Source organism: Mesorhizobium sp. WSM3224, from assembly GCF_000427725.1.
Taxonomy (GTDB): domain Bacteria; phylum Pseudomonadota; class Alphaproteobacteria; order Rhizobiales; family Rhizobiaceae; genus Mesorhizobium.
Genome location: NZ_ATYO01000024.1, coordinates 97,744 through 115,286, shown reverse-complemented (window position 1 = coordinate 115,286; position 17,543 = coordinate 97,744). Strand labels below are relative to the sequence as shown.

Below are 17,543 nucleotides of genomic sequence, written 5' to 3'. Positions count from 1 at the left end.
GGCGAACTGGAAGAACCGCTGTAGCCGCCGATACTTCGAGGCATGGCGCGCCGGACCGCACAGATGCACGGCCAGATGCGAAAGGTTGACGCTACGCGACTGGGCAAGTCCGGCGATCAGCACCGCAAGCGTCACAAGCCGGCTCTTGCTTAGCGAAAAGTGCCGACCTAACGTCTCGATGAGAGCGGAATGAATCAGTGTCATGGACGAAGATCCTTTGCTGAGGAATCTTCAATCCAAACACATCATCCCGTTCTCACCCTGACTGTCGTGTACCGTGAACGGATTCAGTCGACGCGCTTTAAGTCTTTGTTTTGATGCATGTCGTTCTCCCAAAACCGCTGCACACTTTTGGGCGACATGCATTAGAGCCGGATGATTTCAGGTCGAATCGACCTGAAATCTGAATCCGTCTCTAAATCCAAGAGATGAGGGCATGATGTCGTCCGAAAACCGCTTCGCACTTTTCGGCATCATGCCCTAGTGCCACGGCGATTGACGATTTATCCTTCGCCGATAGCTATAGCCGCAAACGTGCCGTATTTCTTGCCAACATGGACCGGACGGGCGTCCCTGCGGAAGCGCGCCTTTCCTTTTCTGAACACCGGGAGGCCACGATGATATCCGACACCCTATTGCGCGCTGCGCGGCGCACCTTCTTCGCCGGCGCCACCGCGTTTGTGGTCGGCATTGTTGCCGTCCCGTCCTTTGTCACGCCGACGATCGCCTCCGACGGGCCGCCCTCGGTCGCCGATCTTGCCGGGCGGCTGCTTGGCGCAGTGGTCAACATTTCGACCTCGCAGACGGTGAAAGGCACGGAAGGGCCTGGCGCGGTGCCGATGCCGCAATTGCCCGAGGGCTCGCCGTTCCAGGACTTCTTCGACGATTTCTTCAAGAACCGTGGCGGAGACAAGGGCGGCGGCGGGCAGAAAGTGCAGTCGCTCGGCTCCGGCTTCGTCGTCGACGCCGAACAAGGCATCGTGGTGACCAACAACCACGTCATTGCCGATGCCGACGATATCGAGGTGAATTTCTCCGACGGCATCACGCTGAAGGCGACGCTGGTCGGCACCGACACCAAGACCGATGTCGCGGTGCTCAAGGTCGACCCGAAGGGTCACAAGCTGACGGCGGTGAAGTTCGGCGATTCCACCAAGATGCGCGTCGGCGATTGGGTGATGGCGATCGGCAACCCGTTCGGCCTCGGCGGCACGGTGACGGTCGGCATCGTTTCGGCGCGCAACCGCGACATCAATTCGGGCCCCTATGACGACTTCATCCAGACCGACGCCGCCATCAACCGCGGCAATTCTGGCGGCCCGCTGTTCAACGCAGAGGGAGAGGTCATCGGCATCAACACGGCGATCATCTCGCCGTCGGGCGGCTCGATCGGCATCGGTTTCTCCATCCCCTCGCAGCTTGCCGCAGGCGTGGTCGATCAACTCCGCCAGTTTGGCGAGACGCGGCGCGGCTGGCTCGGCGTACGCATCCAGCCGGTGACGGACGACATCGCCGAAAGCCTGGGCATGGCGACCGCCAAGGGCGCGCTGGTAGCCGGCGTCATCAAGGGCGGCCCGGTCGACAACGGTTCCGTGCAGGCCGGCGACGTCATCATAAAGTTCGACGGAAAGGATATCCATGAAATGCGCGACCTGCCGCGCGTTGTCGCCGAAAGCCCGGTCGGCAAGGCGGTCGACGTCGTCATCGTGCGCAAGGGCGTCGAGCAGACCGTCAAGGTGACGCTCGGCCGGCTCGAGGACGGCGAGAAGCTGGCCAGCGGCGAGAACGGCAACACCGATCAGGACAAGGGCGACAACAAAGCAACGCCGCCGGTATCGACGGCTTCGGTGCTCGGCATGACAATCGGCGAGCTCAACGACCAGACGCGGCAGAAGTTCAGCATCGCGGCGGATGTATCCGGCGTGGTCATCACCGATGTCGCCAAGGATTCGGCCGCGGCCGAGCGCGGCATCCAGCCCGGCGAGGTGATCACCGAGATCGCGCAGGAATCGGTCGGCACGCCGAAGGACGTGATGGACCGGATCGGCGCGCTCAAGGAACAGGGTCGCAAGAACGCGTTGCTGATGCTGGCATCGAAGACCGGCGAACTGCGCTTCGTGACGATCCGGATGGATTGATTCCGGAAAGCTCGGCAACCGATTGATGTTCAACGAAAAAGGGCGGCTAGCAAGCCGCCCTTTTTCGTGCCGTCCAGTCTTCGCGCGACAGCCTGTAGAGGACATGGCGCTTGAGATGCGGATGGCTGTCGGGGACGCTCGGATGATCGAAATCGGCGCCCTCATCGGCTCGCATGCCGAGGCGCTTCATGACGGCGATGGAACGATGGTTGTCGTGAACCGCGAACGACACGATTTCGTCGACTCCAAGCGTTTCGAAGCCATAGTCGAGCCAGGCTTCGGCCGCCTCCGTGACATAGCCCTTACCCCAGAATTCGGGCGCCAGCCGCCAGCCGATCTCGATCGTGCCCGGCGCCAGCACGTCTATGTCTTCTATGTCTTCCGTTTCGAGCAATCCGACGAAGCCGATGCATTCGCCGGTCGCGGCAATCTCGGCCGCGGCGAAGCCGTAGCCATCCTCGTCGATCCAGGCGCGGAACTCGTCCATCTTGGCATCAGCCGCGGCGCGGTCGCGGCGGAACGGGAAGAATTCCATCACACGTTCGTCGGAGTTGATGCGGTGGAAAAGCTCGCGGTCGCGCTCTTCCCAATTGCGCAGGATGAGGCGCTCGGTGCGGATCGGCTTCATTCGATGAACTCATTCCGGCGATAACCCTGGAGATAGAGCAGCGCGGTCAGGTCGCCATGGTCGATGCGGATCCGCGCCTGCTCCGCCACCACCGGCTTGGCGTGCAGGGCGATCCCGGTGCCGGCAAGCCGGATCATGTCGAGATCGTTGGCGCCGTCGCCGACCGCGATGGCATCCTCGGTCGTCAGGTTAAGCTTAGCCGCAATGTCGAGCAGCGCTTCGGCCTTTGCGGCGCGGCCGAGGATCGGCTCGGCCACCATGCCGGTGAACTTGCCGTCTTGCTCGATCAGGCGGTTGGCCCGGTTTTCCTGGAAACCCAGCATGGCGGCGACGCGGCTGGTGAAGACGTCGAAGCCGCCCGAGACCAGTGCCGTCCAGGCGCCGTTGGCGCGCATCGTCCGCACCAAAGCGCGGCCGCCGGCGGCGAGCGTCAGCCGGTTGGCGATGATGCGGTCGGCCACCGCGGTGTCGAGGCCTTTCAGCAAGGCGACGCGCTCGCGCAAGGCGGGCTCGAAGGCGATCTCGCCATTCATCGAGCGCGCGGTGATCGCCGCGACGTGGTCCTTGACGCCGATTTCGTCGGCAAGCTCGTCGATGCACTCCTGGTCGATCATCGTCGAATCCATGTCGGCGAGCAGGATCTTCTTGCGCCTGCCTTCGGCGGGCTGGACGATCACGTCGACCGGTTCCGAGGCCAGTGCGGCGCGCAGATTGGCGGTCATTTCGCCGATATCCGGCGTCCGCGGCAAAACGAGATCGCAGGCGACGTCTTCAGCCAGCCAATGAACGGCGCTTGCGCCGGCGGCCCGCAAGGCCATATTCGCAAGCGAGGCCGGCACGGCGCGGGCTTCTGGACGGGACACTAAAGTGGCAATCAGCGGCATCGAACATTCCGGCAGGCAGGCGGGCGAAGGCCGCGTCAAGAATGCGATCCTGATAGCCGGGCCGACAGCCAGCGGCAAGTCGGCGCTGGCGCTCGATCTCGCCGAACGCGGTGACGGCGTCATCGTCAACACCGATTCCATGCAGGGCTATTCGGTCCTCGATGTCCTGACGGCACGGCCGAGCGCCGCCGAAATGGCACGCGCACCCCACTTCCTTTACGGCCATGTTCATCCCTCCACGGCCTATTCCACCGGCGCCTGGTTGCGCGACGTGACGAAGCTAATCGACCACGGCGTCCTGTCGGGCCGCCCGGTCGTTTTCGTCGGCGGCACCGGGCTCTATTTCCGCGCGCTGGCCGAAGGCATCTCGGACATGCCGGACATTCCACCGTCCGTTCGCGAGCGATGGCGCTACGAACTCAAGGAACAGGGGGCCGAAAGGCTGCATCGCCTGCTGATGCATGAGGATTCGGCTGTAGCCATGCAGCTCAGGCCGACTGACGGCCAGCGTATCGTGCGGGCGCTCGAAGTGCTCGACGCTTCGGGGCGCTCGATCCTTGCATGGCAGGCGACGCGCGGCCGTCCGCTGATCGATCGCGACAGCGCGCGCTTTCTGGTCATCGAGCCGGACCGGGAGCAACTGATCCGGCGCATAGAAGCGCGTTTCGACCAGATGCTCGACAGGGGCGCTGCTGACGAAGTGCGGCAACTCATCGCGCTCGGCCTCGACCCGGACCTGCCGGCAATGAAAGCGATCGGGGTGCGCGAGCTGCAGGCTGCGATGGCCGGACAGTCGGGTTTTCCCGAAGCAATCGAACGCGCCAAGATCGCGACCCGGCAGTACGCCAAGCGTCAGTCGACCTGGTTCAGGCACCAGCTGGGCGCGGAGTGGCGCAGGCTGCAGCCGGGCGATGAGTTGCCTGTTCAGGAGTGACTAAAACCTTTTTCAATCAGGGCCTTAAAATCCTCGGCTCTAATTCCCGCCTAGGTTGTTCCAGTTAACGGTCCGTAAGGTCCGCCATGCCATAACCGAAGGGGTTGCAGTGCCGCGGGGAGTTGATGCGTTTCCACAAGGCGGAATCCGCATTTTTCGTCTTTATTTTCGTGATCCTGGCCGCGGGCCTGGTGACCTTCCATGCCTATGGCCAGTTGCAGGCCATCGCCACCGACCTCGACGCGACATCGCGCGTCGACAAAATCATCTATCTGAACAAGTTGCTGTTCGTCACCGGGGCGCTGCTGGCGACCGCGCTGTTCTTCGGCACCTTCTTCATCTACCCGCTGATCCGCGGCCAGGTGCGGGAAGAGGGCAAGCTCAGGGCCATGACGGTTTCGCTCAGCGCTCGTTCGCAGACGTTCGAGCAGGCGGCGCTCACCGACGGTCTGACCGGCATGCAGAACCGTCGCTATTTCGACGATGCGCTGCGCGAATATCTCCAGGAGTTTCGCCGCATCGACAGGCCGGTCGGCCTGATGATCCTTGATCTCGATCATTTCAAAGAGGTCAACGACACGCATGGCCATGACGTCGGCGACGAGGTGCTGAGGGCCGTCGCCACCTGCCTGAGGGGCATGACCCGCTATCACGACGTCGTGGCGCGGCTGGGCGGCGAGGAGTTTGCCGTGGTCACGCCCAACATGGATGTCGAGCTACTTGCCCGGTTCGCCGAGCGCATCCGCAAGGCGATCGCCGGCATGTCGATCCTGTCGGGGAATGTGCGGCTGAAGGTCACCACCAGCGTCGGCCTTGCCGTCTGGGATCACAAGGAGAGCGCGGAGGATTTCTACCGCCGCGCCGACCGCCAGCTCTATGAGGCGAAGAAGCAGGGCCGCAACCGCGTCTGCGCCTAAAATTCCGACATGAATTCATGAGACCGGTCGACTAACGCGCCTTTCTCGACTTCCGGTGCTCGCGGACTGAATGTCCGCTCCGCTCCGGCTTCTCGAAAGCCACGTTATTCGATCCGGCCTGATGAATTCCTGTTCGGAATTTGGCTGTGCTTGCTAGGTTGGCCGTCAATCATTCAGCTGGCGCATGCCGAAGGTTGAGGGCTTCAGGCCGTAGCGTGTGTCGAAGTCGTCGTCCGGCTGCGCGCGCGCCGCTCCGGCCGGCTTCTTGTAATCCGGGTCGCCGGCCTGGCGGGAGGAGTCCACTACCTCGGCGAAGGCCATAGCCTGCTGCGGTTTCGGCACGTTGCGAAGCCGCTCGACAATCATGGCCAGATCGACATCGTTGCCATCCACGGAGGGCTCGACCTGCTCGCCTTTCGCGGTGCCGGGGATGAATTCCTGCGCCAGCTTCTCGAACTTCAGACGCATGGTCGTCGCCACGCCTTCGCCGAAGGCGATGGCTTCGCGCTGCCCCATCGAGGACAGGAAGGCCAGTGTCGAGGCCGAGGAGTCGGCGATCGCCGAGCGGATGATCGCCTGGTCCTGCTCGTTGGCAAGCCGCATGGCGAAGAAGGTCGAGCACTGCGACAGGATGGTCGGGTCGAGCTCGCCCGGGCGCTGGGTAACGACGCCCAGATAGCAGCCATACTTGCGGCCTTCCTTGGCAATACGCGACAGCGCGTGCCTAGTCGGCGCGAAGCCGAGGCGCGGATCCGCCGGCATGTAGCGGTGCGCTTCTTCGCAGAGCAGCAGCAGCTTCAGCCGGCCCTCGCTCCACAGGGCCAGATCGAAGGCCAGGCGCGCCAGCACCGAGCAGACCGAGTTGACGACTTCCGAAGGCATGCCCGCCATCTCGAAGCAGGTTACCGGACGGCCATGGTTGGGGACGCGGAAGATGTTGCCGATGGTTTCGTGGATCGTGTCCTCGATCAGGCGCGAATTGAACATGAAGCGATAGCGCGGATCCGCAGCCGCCGATTCGATACGCGACTTCAGCGACTTCAGCGTCGGGCGGTCGTTCTTGCTTTCAAGCATGCCCATACGCTCGTCGATCTGCTTGATGAGATCGGCGATGCGATATGGCACTGGCGTGTCCGCCGTCAGCGCATCGCTGCCGCGCCTGACATAGGTGCCGGAACTCGGGTTGCGGTAGAGGTTCTTGGCGGCCGGGATCAGGTCGCGCAGGACATCCACTTCCTCGGGGACCGTCTCGCGGCCGCGAAACAGCACTTCAGCGAACTCTTCCAGCCTGAACATCCAGAACGGAAGGTCCAGCGTCTTGGAATCGACCTTGACGCAATATTCCGGCAGCGAGGCGGCGAACTCGTTATGCGGGTCGAGGATGAGCACGCGCAGGTCCGGCCGCGCCTCGATCGACTTGCGCAACAGCAGCGAGACCGCCGTGGATTTGCCGACGCCGGTGGTGCCGACGATGGCGAAATGGCGCGCCAGCGTGTCTTCGATGGCGATGTTGGCGTCGATCGATTCATCCTGCGACAGCGTGCCGATGGTGACCGAATGACGCCCGGCCAGATCGTACACCGCCTGCAAGTCGCGAGTGCGGATGCGATGGGCGATGGCGCCGATATGCGGATAGGCGGTGATGCCGCGGTCGAAGACCGGCTTGGCGCCCGGCTCGGCGCCGTCGCGTACTTCGCCGATCAGCTCGATGCTGACCTCGATCGGGTTCTGGCCTTCGTTGCTCCAGGCGCGATCCGATTTGCCGATCTCGTAGACAAGGCCGACCGTGCGCGTTTCGCCGAGATTGATGGAGATCATCTTGCCGACCGTCCACTGGCCGGTGACCGTGCCGTCCGCATCCTCGGCATAGGCGCTGATGGTGGCGCGTGCGCCGTCGCATTGCACTACATTGCCGAGAATGCGCTTGTCGGTCTGCAGGGCATTGCGGCGCTCCTGCGAGGTCGGTTCGCCAACGGAGGCTTCGCGTTCGACAAACATGGCTGATCTTGTCCCATTCCCCTCGAGCGTCGACCCTATCCAATCGGGGTTAAAGTCGGGTGAGGTCGAATGGTGTAGGCGGCGTTAAGTCGGCCGCGGCAATTCGATCGAATAGCCTCTTCTCAGCTTGCGGAATTCCGATATATTGGACGAATGGACGATATATCGAATGACATTACCGCCACGATCGGCAGGCGGATACACTCCGAAAGGACGGAGAGGGGCTGGTCGCTGGCTGAGCTTGCCGAGCGCTCGGACGTCTCGAAGGCAATGCTGAGCGCCATCGAACGCGGCACGGCCAGTCCGACCGCGGCGCTCTTGGTGCGCATCGCGGCGGCCTTTGGCATGACGCTGTCGACGCTGATCGCGCGAGCCGAGATGCAAGGCGGCGGCGTTTCGCGCAAGGACGAGCAGCCGGTCTGGCAGGATCCGGCAACCGGTTACATCAGGCGGCATCTGTCGCCAGCATCGCAGATGCCGCTCGAGCTGATCAGGGTCAGCCTGCCGGCAGGCGCCAAGGTCAGTCTTCCGGCGGCATCCTATGTGTTCATCAAGCAGCAGATATGGCTGATCGACGGAAGGCTGGACTTCACCGAGGGCGATGTGGTGCATAGGCTCGAGCCCGGCGACTGCCTTGCGCTGGGAGCGCCTTCGGACTGCGTCTTTCATGCTCCCGGGCCGGATGCGGCGGAGTATCTCGTGGCGCTGGTCAGGGGCTGATTGCGATGTCTCGCCGGCCAAAACGCTCGCACAATGGCGGGCCGCCGCTCGACGACTATGACGGCCCGCCCTGGGGCAAGGGCGATGCCTATATTTTCCTCGCCTGGCGAGCCGCCCACGACAAGGCCTGGAAGGCGCCAAGCCACGCCGTGATGCTGATGCGGCTGGAAAGGGCCGGGCGGCTCGGGCTGACCTATGAGGAATATACGCTCGAGATCCTGGAGCGCGGCCGCCATCTCAGCGAGGACGACGCCGAGCGTATCGCCGAAATCAGACGGGCGCGGCGGCGCAGGCCGACCAGCCATTTCGAATGACCTCCCCGATGCCTCATCACCTGGAGCGCACCACCATGAACTCCCTTGAAATCCGGGCGTTGAGCGACGACGCGGCAACTATCGAACTGCTGGCCGATCTTTTGATCGACACGGTCGGCGCCGGCGGATCGGTGAGCTTCATGCATCCATTGGCGGCGGAAGCAGCGCGGGACTTCTGGCGCAAGTCGCTTGCCGCGGCCGCGCGAGGCGAAAGGGCGGTGCTGGGCGCGTGGGATGGCGAGGTGCTTGCCGGCACGGTCACGCTGCTCTTCGACTTTCCGCCCAATCAACCGCACCGCGCCGAGATCGCCAAGCTGATGACCGGCCGGGACCGCCGCGGCAAAGGCGTCGCGGCCCGTCTGATGCGCGCAGCGGAGGAACTCGCCGTCGGGAAAGGGCGCACGCTGCTGGTGCTGGACACGGCAAGCGAAGAGGGCGCGGCCGGGCTTTATGAGAAACTTGGTTTCACCTTGACCGGCGAGATCCCGGACTTCGCGCTGAAGCCGCATGGCGGGCTGACCGGCACCCTCATCTACTGGAAGCGGATAGGAACAGCGGCTCTCTCGCTATCCTGACCCTGCCGTCACCCTGCAGTCTTGGCGATGTGCGACAGAAGCCAGCGGCGAAAATCCTGTTCGGCGCCGGATAGCCGCGACGATGACGGTCTTGTCAGGAAATGGCCCGATGGGCTCGAAAGCTCGAAATCCGAAAGCCTGACGAGAACATTGTCCCTGAGCGCGGTGTCGACCAGCGGCCGAGAGCCCAGCAGCGCTCCGGCACCGGCCTTCGCCGCTTCCATGGCGGCGACGAAACTGTCGAACCGATGTGAGCGCCTGGAATGACCGGCAAGCCCCGCGGCGGCAAACCATTCCGCCCACATCTCGCGCGCGCCGGCCACCTGGAGCAGCGGCAACGATGTCCAATCACCATTACGGGCGAGCGTCGGAGCCGCGACCGGGACAAGCCGCTCGACGGTCAGCCGGTCGGCATCGCGGCCGGGAAAGGATCCGTTGCCGAAGCGTATATCGAGCGCCGAGCCCGGCTGATCGTAGTCGGTCGGCCGATGGATGGTCACCAGATCGAGCTGGATCTGCGGCAGCGCCTTTGCCAGGTCGGGCAGGGCGGGGACCAGCACCAGAAGGGCAAATGAGATCGGAACCCGGACCGAGACGGTCTGCACCGCGCGCGGCTCGAACAGCTCGTTCGTGCTGTTGCCGATGGTCGCAAATGCCGACTGGATGTGCGGAAGATAGGCCGCGCCTTCCGGCGACAGCGCCACGCCGCGCGCCAGGCGCGTGAACAATCGCGTCCTAAGGCGCTCTTCCAGGAAACGGATGTGCTGGCTGACGGCGGCCTGCGTCAGGCCGAGTTCGGCGGCTGCGGCGGTAAAATTCGACAGGCGCGCGGCAGCCTCGAAACTGCGCAGCCAGTCCAGGGGAGGCATCGGATCGAAAGCTTTTCCAGCCATTACAATTTCAGCGTCATTGCCCGCAAAACGATAATTTGAATTATGCCTTCGGTGAAGCCAGCATGCAATCCATGCTCGCAGCGGCGGGTAGAAGATGGGAGCTTCCGGGACATGCTGATGACGGCAACGCTGGGCGACGAGGGACGAACGATCGAGCTTGGCTGGCAGGATGGAACGCGCAGCCGCTTCCACGCCATGTGGCTGCGCGACAATGCGCTGGATGACAAGACGCGCAGCGCCGGCAACGGCCAGCGGCTGATCACCATCCTCGACATTCCGGCCGAGACGCGGATCGGCGCGGCCTCGATCGAGGGCGGGGCGCTCGAAGTCACGTTCGTTCCCGAAGGCAAGACCGTCGGCTTTCCCGCCGGCTGGCTTCGCAGCCATGCTTACGATCGCCAGGAGGCTCGCGAGCCCGGCTGGACGGGAAGTGAAATACAGCGCTGGACGAAAGCCTCGATGCAGAGTTCGGTGCCGCGCGCGGCCTATGCCGAGGCCAGCCGTGACAGCAACATGCTGCGGCACTGGTTGGCCGCGGTGCGCAGCTACGGCTTTGCCGTCATGGACGGCCTGCCCGCCGAATCCGGCGCGCTGTGCAAGGTGGCCGACCTCTTCGGCTATATCCGAGAGACCAATTACGGGCGCTGGTTCGAGGTGCGCGCCGAGGTCAATCCCAACAATCTCGCTTACACCAATCTCGGCCTACAGGCTCATACCGACAATCCCTACCGCGATCCCGTGCCGACGCTGCAGATCCTCGCCTGCGTCGAGAACACGGTCGAAGGCGGCGAATCCAGCGTCGTCGACGGGTTTGCCGTGGCGGCAGCACTTCAGGCGGAAAACCCCGACGGTTTCCTGCTACTCTCTTCCTATCCGGCGCGCTTCGAATATGCCGGCTCGTCGGGCGTGCGGCTGCAGTCGAAGCGGCCGATGATCGAGCTCGGACCCGATGGCGAGCTCATCTGCATCCGCTTCAACAACCGTTCGCTGTCGCCGGTCGTCGATGTGCCGTTCGCCGAGATGGAGAAGTACTACGCGGCCTACCGCCGGTTCGCCGAACTGATCGAGGTTCCTGCCTTCGAGGTGACGTTCAAGCTCGAGGCGGGGCAGTCCTTCATCGTCGACAACACCCGCGTCATGCATGCGCGCAGGGCGTTTTCAGGCAGTGGCAAGCGCTGGCTGCAGGGCTGCTACGCCGACAAGGACGGCCTGCTGTCGACGCTGGCGGCGATCGAACACGATTTCAAGGAGGCGGCCGAATGAACCCGAACGAATTGAACGCGGGCAACATCGTCGAATTCATCGCCGATATCTTCGAGCGCCGGGGCGCCGAATCCTACCTCGGCGAGCCGGTCACTATGTCGGAACATATGCTGCAGGGCGCGTGGCTGGCCGAGCAGGACGGCGCGCCGGAGGAGCTTGTGGCAGCAGCGCTGCTGCACGATATCGGCCACTACACCAGCGAGTTCGGCACCTATTCTCCCGATGACGTCGAGGACAAGCATCATGACGAGGCTGGCGGCGAGGTGCTTGCGCCTTTCTTCCCACCGGTCATCGTCGAATGCGTCAGGCTGCATGTCTCGGCCAAGCGCTATCTCTGCGCCACCGACCCGACCTATTTCAGCAAGCTGTCGCCGGCCTCGGTCCACACGCTGTCGCTGCAAGGCGGACCGATGAGCGCTGAAGAGGTGGCGGAGTTCTGCCGCAATCCGTTTCACGAGGAAGCGGTGCGCGTGCGCATCTGGGACGAGGGCGGCAAAGTCGCCGACATGAAGACGCGCGCCTTCCGCGATTACGTGCCCTTGCTGGAGCGCGTGGTGAGGAAATTCGCCGCTGGAAAGGCTGCTTAGCCGGTGGCACGGCCGGGAGGGGAAAGCCAATGCGTTTCTGCTTCGACGGCCAACGCGCACTGGTGGCATATCAGCCGGATGGATGCAGCGAGTTCCAACCTGTGGGAGCGCGCCAGCACCTCGCGGCGGCCGTAGGCGGTACCTCATCCAGCAACGGCGCTAGGCCTGCGCCGTTGCCGGATTGCGGTTCGCAAACCGGTCTATCCCTTATGGTGCACCTCCTGCAGCCCATAGACCGGAGTGGGCAAGCCGACCTGCCTGGCTTTGAGCTGCAGTGACAGATATTGCGAGTAGTGGCGCGACTGGTGGAGGTTGCCGCCGTGGAACCAGAGCGCTTCCTGCTGCGTCGGCTTCCACATGTTGCGCTGCTCGCCTTCCCAGGGGCCCGGATCCTTGGTGGTGGCCGAGCCGAGACCCCAGACCTTGCCGACCTTGTCGGCCACTTCCTGTGAGATCAGGTCCGCGGCCCATCCATTCATCGAGCCGTAGCCGGTGGCATAGATCACCAGATCGGCCGGCAATTCGGTGCCGTCGACGAATTTCACGCCGGTTTCGGTCAGCTCCTGCACCGCAGCACCTGGGCCGCTTTTCAGCTTGATCGAGCCGTCGATGACTAGGTCGCAGGCGCCGACGTCGATGTAATAGCCGGAGCCGCGGCGCAGATACTTCATGAACAGACCTGAGCCGTCGTCGCCCCAGTCGAGCATGAAGCCGGCCTTTTCCAGGTCCTCGTAGAATTTCGCGTCGCGCTCCTTCATCTGCTCGTAAAGCGGGATCTGGAACTCGTGCAGGATACGGTAGGGGAGCGAAGCGAAGATCATGTCCGCCTTGCGCGTCGTCATGCCGTTCTCGACCGCCTGCTCCGAATAGAGGGCGCCGAGACCGATATCCATCAGCGTGTCCGACTTGACGATGTGCGTGGATGAGCGCTGCACCATGGTTACGTCGGCGCCGCCTTCCCAAAGCGCCGCGCAGATATCGTGAGCCGAGTTGTTGGAACCGATGACCACCACCTTCTTGCCACGGTACTTGTCCGGGCCGGGATGGGTCGAGGAGTGCTGCTGCTCGCCCTTGAAGATGTCCTGGCCTTTGTATTTCGGCCAGTTCGCCTTGCCCGACATGCCGGTCGCCAGCACCAGCTGCTTGGGCTTGAGCACGATCTCCTTGCCGTCGCGCTCGAGGACGACTGTCCACTCCTTGGCCTTCTCGTCATATTTGGCGGATTTCGCTGATGTGGAGGACCAGTAGTTCAGCTCCATCACCTTGGTGTACATCTCCAGCCAGTCGCCGATCTTGTCCTTCGGCGCGAAAACCGGCCAGTTCTTCGGAAAGTCGATATAGGGCAGGTGATCGTACCAGACCGGGTCGTGCAGGCAGAGCGACTTGTAGCGCCGGCGCCAGGAATCGCCCGGACGCTCGTTCTTCTCGACGATGATGGCAGGCACGCCGAGTTGTTTCAGCCGAGCACCAAGCGCGATGCCGCCCTGGCCGCCGCCGATGATGACGACATAGGGCTGCCGGGAATGGCCGAGCTCGGCCATTTCGTCGTCGCGCTCCTCGCGCCATGTTTTGCGGCCCTTGCCGTGGCCGTGCTTGGCGCCGAGCGGGCGGGTGAAGCCCGCCTTCTCCTCATGGCCTTTCAGCTCCGCCATCGTTGTCAGCAGGGTCCAGATCAGGTCGCCCTTGAACCGCACAAGGCCAAAGCCGCGCGCCACACCTGTCTCGAAGGTGATCCAGGCGGTGATGATGCCGCCGTCCTCGCTCGCTTCCTCGCCTTTGGCCACCGCCCAGCCGGTCGGCTTGGTGTCGGCCAGCGTCGCCTGCAGCAGGTCGCGGATCTGGTCGCGGCCTTCCATCGTCTTCAGGTTCCAGGTGAAGGTCACGAGGTCGCGCCAGTAGCAATCGGCCTGGAAGCAGTTGACGGCGCTGTCGATGTCGCCGGCTTCCAGCGCCTTGCCGAACCTGTCGAGCAGCGCCTGCGCCTTGGTGGTGGGTGTTCTCTCGAGCATCAGTTTCCTCCGGGTTTGGGATCGCTTCTTGGGTGAGCGCGCCGCCGGATTGGGCTTCCGGCATCCGTAAAGTATTTCGGTAAAACCTGCGAGGCGTCACGCCCTCCAATAGTTTGGCGCGTTTTCAATGGCTTGAGCCGGCAAGGGGCGCAAAGGCGTCATTTTTGCCGTTGACAGGCTGCCGTACCCGCCTCTAGTGTCCGCGACCATGAAAACGGCACTCATTCTCGTAGGAAAGCGCGTGGGCAAGGCGGTGTAACCGCCGGGCGAAAACCTCCCATGCGCATCACACAGGCTCCCTCGGGGGCCTTTTTTGTTGCCTGAAATCCAACTAAACGACCAGCAATCGCCAGACGGCGGACAAGTACGGGACCAGACCGATGAGCAACGGACAGAACGAGCGGCGCGAAATGACGGGTGCCGAAATGGTGGTGCAGGCGCTGAAGGACAATGGCGTCAAGCATGTCTTCGGCTATCCGGGCGGCGCGGTTCTCCCAATTTACGATGAGATTTTTCAACAAGACGATGTCGAGCACATTCTGGTCCGGCACGAGCAGGGCGCGGGCCACGCCGCGGAAGGCTATGCGCGCTCGACCGGCAAGGCCGGCGTCATGCTGGTGACCTCCGGCCCCGGCGCCACCAACGCGGTGACGCCGTTGCAGGACGCGCTGATGGATTCCATCCCGCTGGTCTGCCTCACCGGCCAGGTGCCGACATCGCTGATCGGCTCCGACGCCTTCCAGGAATGCGACACGGTCGGCATCACGAGGCCCTGCACCAAGCACAACTGGCTGGTGAAGGATGTCAATGAGCTCGCCGCCACCATCCATGAGGCGTTCCATGTCGCGACGACCGGCCGTCCCGGCCCGGTGGTGGTCGATATCCCAAAGGACGTGCAGTTCGCCAAGGGCGTCTACGTGCCGCCGCAGACGGCGCCGCGCACCAGCTACCAGCCCAAGGTCCAGGGCGACCTGGAGAAGGTCAAGGCTGCCGTCGAGCTGATGGCCGGCGCGAAGAAGCCGATCATCTATAGCGGCGGCGGCGTCATCAATTCCGGCCCGGAAGCCAGCCATCTGCTGCGCGAGCTGGTCGACCTCACCGGCTTTCCGATCACCTCGACGCTGATGGGTCTCGGCGCCTATCCGGCGTCGGGCAAGAACTGGCTCGGCATGCTCGGCATGCACGGCACCTACGAAGCCAACATGGCGATGCACGATTGCGACGTGATGATCTGCATCGGCGCGCGCTTCGACGATCGCATCACCGGCCGGCTGAATGCCTTTTCGCCGAACTCGAAGAAGATCCACATCGACATCGACCCGTCCTCGATCAACAAGAACGTCCACACCGATGTGCCGATCATCGGCGATGTCGGCCGCGTGCTGGAGGATCTGGTGCGGCTGTGGCGGGCGACCGCCAAGACCGACAAGAAAGCGCTCTATCCGTGGTGGGAGCAGATCGCGAAGTGGCGGGCGCGGGATTCGCTCGCCTACAGGATGAACAGCGACGTCATCATGCCGCAATACGCGATCCAGCGGCTCTACGAACTGACCAAGGACATGGACACCTACATCACCACCGAGGTCGGCCAGCACCAGATGTGGGCGGCGCAACACTACCACTTCGACAAGCCGAACCGCTGGATGACCTCAGGCGGACTTGGCACGATGGGCTACGGCCTGCCGGCCGCGCTCGGCGTGCAGATCGCGCATCCCGATGCGCTGGTCATCGACATCGCCGGTGACGCTTCCGTGCAAATGACGATGCAGGAGATGAGCTCGGCGGTGCAGTACGAGGCGCCGATCAAGATCTTCATCTTGAACAACCAGTATATGGGCATGGTGCGCCAATGGCAGCAGCTGCTGCACGGCAACCGGCTGTCGCATTCCTACACCGAGGCGATGCCAGACTTCGTCAAGCTGGCGGAAGCCTATGGCGGTCACGGCATCCGCTGCGACAAGCCGGACGAGCTCGACGACGCGATCAAGGAGATGATCTCGGTCAAGAAGCCGGTGCTGTTCGATTGCCGAGTGGCGACTTTGGCCAACTGCTTCCCGATGATCCCGTCCGGCAAGGCGCATAACGAGATGCTCCTGCCCGACGAGGCGACCGACGAAGCGGTGGCGAACGCCATCGACGCCAAGGGCAGGGAACTGGTTTAGCCAGCCGTCATGGCAGGGCTGTCGCGAGAAGCCGTGCGCAAACAGAGAATTAGCTCAAAAGTCTGAAATCGAGATTCACCTCATGAACGCACAGCACCTTCAACCGACCGGTTCCGCCTACTTCATCGCCAAGGAAACCGAGAAGCCGGAAACGCACACGCTTTCCGTGCTGGTCGATAACGAGCCGGGCGTGCTTGCCCGCGTTATCGGCCTGTTCTCGGGCCGTGGCTACAACATCGAAAGCCTTACCGTTTCCGAGACCGAGCATGAGAAGCATCTGTCGCGCATCACCATCGTGACGCGCGGCACGCCGCATGTGATGGAGCAGATAAAGCACCAGCTCGAGCGCATCGTGCCGGTGCACCGGGTCGTCGACCTGACCGTCCGCTCGCACGAGCTTGGGCAGGAGCGGCCGCTGGAACGCGAGCTCGCGCTGGTCAAGGTCGCCGGCACGGGCGATGCCCGTGTCGAGGCGCTTCGCCTTGCGGATGCTTTCCGCGCCTCGGTCATCGACGCCAACACCGAGCATTTCATCTTCGAGATCACCGGCAAGGGCTCAAAGCTCGACCAGTTCATCGCCATCATGAAGCCGCTTGGCCTGGTCGAGATCTGCCGCACCGGCGTGGCCGCGATGAATCGCGGTCCGCAGGGAATGTGATCGGGACGATCGGCACCGGCAGTTTTCAACTTTTGGCCCGGCGGTTGCCTGCTTCTGGCTTTTGCGCGTTTGCTAACAGGACAGTAAGCCTGACATATCTGGGAGGATACCATGTCGGTTGACGCATTCCTCGCCCTGTTGGTCTACGCCTTGGTGACTTCGATCACGCCGGGGCCGAACAACCTGATGCTGCTGGCTTCCGGCGTCAATTTCGGTATCGCCAGGACGGTTCCGCACATGCTCGGCATCAGCATCGGCTTTCTGGTCCTGCTGCTGGCCGTCGGCTTGGGTCTGGGCGCGGTGCTGACGGCCGTCCCGGCGCTGCATACGGCGCTGAAAATCGCGGGCGCCGCCTACCTGCTCTACCTCGCCTGGAAGATCGCCATGTCGCGCTCGATGAGCGATGGAAAAGGGGCGGAAGGGCAGCCAATGCGCTTCATCGATGCCGCGGCCTTCCAGTGGGTCAACCCCAAGGCGTGGGTGATGGCGATCACCGCCATGGCCGTCTACACCAATCCCGATCACCCGTTCGTCTCGGTGGCGCTGATCTCGATCGCTTTTACCATCGTCAACCTGCCCAGCGTGTCCATCTGGGCCGGCTTCGGCACGGCGCTGCGCGGCTTCCTGTCGGATCCGGTGCGGCTGAAATGGTTCAATATCGCCATGGGTGTGCTGCTCGCCGCGACGCTGTGGCCGATGCTCCGCTGAGCTCATTTTCGGACCGATGAGCGACCCGGTTGCGGCACGTTAGCCGGCTGCCCAGCGATTGTGCACTGCACATTAAATCTTCGTAATGCCGCGGTTTGGCCCTTTTCCGCCAAAGCCTTGTCCTATCTATTCGGCGAAATTCGCGGCACGGGCCG

At 63.4% G+C, this 17,543-nt stretch carries 16 protein-coding genes and 1 pseudogene; 11 read left to right on the top strand and 6 right to left on the bottom strand.

Annotated features, from left to right (window positions below; genetic code table 11):
- Nucleotides 1-204, bottom strand: a pseudogene (locus YU3_RS37625) (IS4 family transposase); the annotation flags it as partial.
- 413 nt (nt 205-617) lie between these two features.
- On the opposite strand from YU3_RS37625, the gene YU3_RS0126615 reads away from it, so the two are divergent.
- Nucleotides 618-2,138, top strand: a complete 1,521-nt coding sequence (locus tag YU3_RS0126615; protein WP_027169063.1) for a DegQ family serine endoprotease — start codon at nt 618-620, stop codon at nt 2,136-2,138.
- A gap of 46 nt (nt 2,139-2,184) precedes the next feature.
- On the opposite strand, the gene YU3_RS0126610 is transcribed toward YU3_RS0126615, so the two are convergent.
- Together YU3_RS0126610 and serB are read right to left on the bottom strand one after the other, a co-directional pair.
- Nucleotides 2,185-2,766: a GNAT family N-acetyltransferase gene (locus YU3_RS0126610; RefSeq protein WP_027169062.1), complete on the bottom strand. Its 582-nt coding sequence runs from the start codon at nt 2,764-2,766 to the stop codon at nt 2,185-2,187.
- Nucleotides 2,763-3,650 carry a phosphoserine phosphatase SerB gene (serB, locus tag YU3_RS0126605; protein WP_027169061.1) on the bottom strand — a complete coding sequence of 296 codons (888 nt, stop codon included), beginning with the start codon at nt 3,648-3,650 and terminating at the stop codon, nt 2,763-2,765. Before serB ends, YU3_RS0126610 begins: the two co-directional genes overlap by 4 nt.
- Here serB and miaA point away from each other — a divergent pair.
- On the top strand, nt 3,640-4,584 hold the full coding sequence (miaA, locus tag YU3_RS0126600; RefSeq protein WP_027169060.1) for a tRNA (adenosine(37)-N6)-dimethylallyltransferase MiaA: 945 nt from the start codon (nt 3,640-3,642) through the stop codon (nt 4,582-4,584). The genes serB and miaA overlap by 11 nt on opposite strands.
- 125 nt (nt 4,585-4,709) lie before the next feature.
- Complete coding sequence (locus tag YU3_RS0126595) at nt 4,710-5,501, top strand: GGDEF domain-containing protein (RefSeq protein ID WP_027169059.1); 792 nt, start codon at nt 4,710-4,712, stop codon at nt 5,499-5,501.
- Between the two features lie 165 nt (nt 5,502-5,666).
- Here YU3_RS0126595 and YU3_RS0126590 read toward each other — a convergent pair whose 3' ends face one another.
- The gene (locus YU3_RS0126590; protein WP_027169058.1) at nt 5,667-7,499 is read right to left on the bottom strand and encodes an ATP-binding protein; all 1,833 of its coding nucleotides are present in this window, start codon (nt 7,497-7,499) and stop codon (nt 5,667-5,669) included.
- Between the two features lie 153 nt (nt 7,500-7,652).
- Here YU3_RS0126590 and YU3_RS0126585 point away from each other — a divergent pair, with 153 nt between their 5' ends.
- From YU3_RS0126585 to YU3_RS0126575, 3 genes are read left to right on the top strand one after another with little or no spacing between them, the layout of a single operon-like run.
- Entirely contained in the window at nt 7,653-8,219 is a 567-nt protein-coding gene (locus tag YU3_RS0126585; RefSeq protein ID WP_027169057.1) for an XRE family transcriptional regulator, read from the top strand.
- A 5-nt stretch (nt 8,220-8,224) separates the two neighbouring features.
- A complete protein-coding gene (locus tag YU3_RS0126580; protein ID WP_027169056.1) occupies nt 8,225-8,533 on the top strand; it encodes a hypothetical protein in 309 nt (102 codons plus the stop codon).
- A 35-nt stretch (nt 8,534-8,568) separates the two neighbouring features.
- On the top strand, nt 8,569-9,108 hold the full coding sequence (locus YU3_RS0126575; RefSeq protein ID WP_027169055.1) for a GNAT family N-acetyltransferase: 540 nt from the start codon (nt 8,569-8,571) through the stop codon (nt 9,106-9,108).
- 8 nt (nt 9,109-9,116) lie between these two features.
- Here the strand turns inward: YU3_RS0126575 and YU3_RS0126570 are convergent, their stop codons facing one another.
- Entirely contained in the window at nt 9,117-10,001 is an 885-nt protein-coding gene (locus YU3_RS0126570) for a LysR family transcriptional regulator (protein WP_027169054.1), read from the bottom strand.
- Nucleotides 10,002-10,118: 117 nt separating this feature from the next.
- On the opposite strand from YU3_RS0126570, the gene YU3_RS0126565 reads away from it, so the two are divergent.
- Both YU3_RS0126565 and YU3_RS0126560 read left to right on the top strand, forming a co-directional pair.
- The gene (locus YU3_RS0126565; protein ID WP_245273670.1) at nt 10,119-11,264 is read left to right on the top strand and encodes a gamma-butyrobetaine dioxygenase; all 1,146 of its coding nucleotides are present in this window, start codon (nt 10,119-10,121) and stop codon (nt 11,262-11,264) included.
- Entirely contained in the window at nt 11,261-11,851 is a 591-nt protein-coding gene (locus YU3_RS0126560) for an HD domain-containing protein (RefSeq protein WP_027169052.1), read from the top strand. The genes YU3_RS0126565 and YU3_RS0126560 overlap by 4 nt, the downstream gene beginning before the upstream one ends.
- Before the next feature lie 200 nt (nt 11,852-12,051).
- On the opposite strand, the gene YU3_RS0126555 is transcribed toward YU3_RS0126560, so the two are convergent.
- Nucleotides 12,052-13,860 carry an NAD(P)/FAD-dependent oxidoreductase gene (locus tag YU3_RS0126555; protein ID WP_027169051.1) on the bottom strand — a complete coding sequence of 603 codons (1,809 nt, stop codon included), beginning with the start codon at nt 13,858-13,860 and terminating at the stop codon, nt 12,052-12,054.
- A gap of 380 nt (nt 13,861-14,240) precedes the next feature.
- On the opposite strand from YU3_RS0126555, the gene YU3_RS0126550 reads away from it, so the two are divergent.
- From YU3_RS0126550 to YU3_RS0126540, 3 genes are all read left to right on the top strand, one after another.
- Entirely contained in the window at nt 14,241-16,022 is a 1,782-nt protein-coding gene (locus YU3_RS0126550) for an acetolactate synthase 3 large subunit (protein WP_084508345.1), read from the top strand.
- An 82-nt stretch (nt 16,023-16,104) separates the two neighbouring features.
- On the top strand, nt 16,105-16,680 hold the full coding sequence (gene ilvN, locus YU3_RS0126545; RefSeq protein ID WP_027169049.1) for an acetolactate synthase small subunit: 576 nt from the start codon (nt 16,105-16,107) through the stop codon (nt 16,678-16,680).
- A 111-nt stretch (nt 16,681-16,791) separates the two neighbouring features.
- Nucleotides 16,792-17,388 carry a LysE family translocator gene (locus YU3_RS0126540; RefSeq protein WP_027169048.1) on the top strand — a complete coding sequence of 199 codons (597 nt, stop codon included), beginning with the start codon at nt 16,792-16,794 and terminating at the stop codon, nt 17,386-17,388.
- Nucleotides 17,389-17,543: the final 155 nt, after the last annotated feature.

Excerpts from the sequence above, each read along its gene's own strand:
- YU3_RS0126590 (WP_027169058.1), bottom strand. The coding sequence starts at position 7,499 with ATGTTTGTCGAACGCGAAGCCTCCGTTGGCGAACCGACCTCGCAGGAG.
- YU3_RS0126540 (WP_027169048.1), top strand. The coding sequence starts at position 16,792 with ATGTCGGTTGACGCATTCCTCGCCCTGTTGGTCTACGCCTTGGTGACT.
- YU3_RS0126580 (WP_027169056.1), top strand. The coding sequence starts at position 8,225 with ATGTCTCGCCGGCCAAAACGCTCGCACAATGGCGGGCCGCCGCTCGAC.
- YU3_RS0126565 (WP_245273670.1), top strand. The coding sequence starts at position 10,119 with ATGACGGCAACGCTGGGCGACGAGGGACGAACGATCGAGCTTGGCTGG.
- YU3_RS0126610 (WP_027169062.1), bottom strand. The coding sequence starts at position 2,766 with ATGAAGCCGATCCGCACCGAGCGCCTCATCCTGCGCAATTGGGAAGAG.
- YU3_RS0126575 (WP_027169055.1), top strand. The coding sequence starts at position 8,569 with ATGAACTCCCTTGAAATCCGGGCGTTGAGCGACGACGCGGCAACTATC.
- YU3_RS0126615 (WP_027169063.1), top strand. The coding sequence starts at position 618 with ATGATATCCGACACCCTATTGCGCGCTGCGCGGCGCACCTTCTTCGCC.
- serB (WP_027169061.1), bottom strand. The coding sequence starts at position 3,650 with ATGCCGCTGATTGCCACTTTAGTGTCCCGTCCAGAAGCCCGCGCCGTG.
- YU3_RS0126595 (WP_027169059.1), top strand. The coding sequence starts at position 4,710 with ATGCGTTTCCACAAGGCGGAATCCGCATTTTTCGTCTTTATTTTCGTG.
- YU3_RS0126555 (WP_027169051.1), bottom strand. The coding sequence starts at position 13,860 with ATGCTCGAGAGAACACCCACCACCAAGGCGCAGGCGCTGCTCGACAGG.
- YU3_RS0126550 (WP_084508345.1), top strand. The coding sequence starts at position 14,241 with ATGAGCAACGGACAGAACGAGCGGCGCGAAATGACGGGTGCCGAAATG.
- YU3_RS0126560 (WP_027169052.1), top strand. The coding sequence starts at position 11,261 with ATGAACCCGAACGAATTGAACGCGGGCAACATCGTCGAATTCATCGCC.
- ilvN (WP_027169049.1), top strand. The coding sequence starts at position 16,105 with ATGAACGCACAGCACCTTCAACCGACCGGTTCCGCCTACTTCATCGCC.
- YU3_RS0126585 (WP_027169057.1), top strand. The coding sequence starts at position 7,653 with ATGGACGATATATCGAATGACATTACCGCCACGATCGGCAGGCGGATA.
- YU3_RS0126570 (WP_027169054.1), bottom strand. The coding sequence starts at position 10,001 with ATGGCTGGAAAAGCTTTCGATCCGATGCCTCCCCTGGACTGGCTGCGC.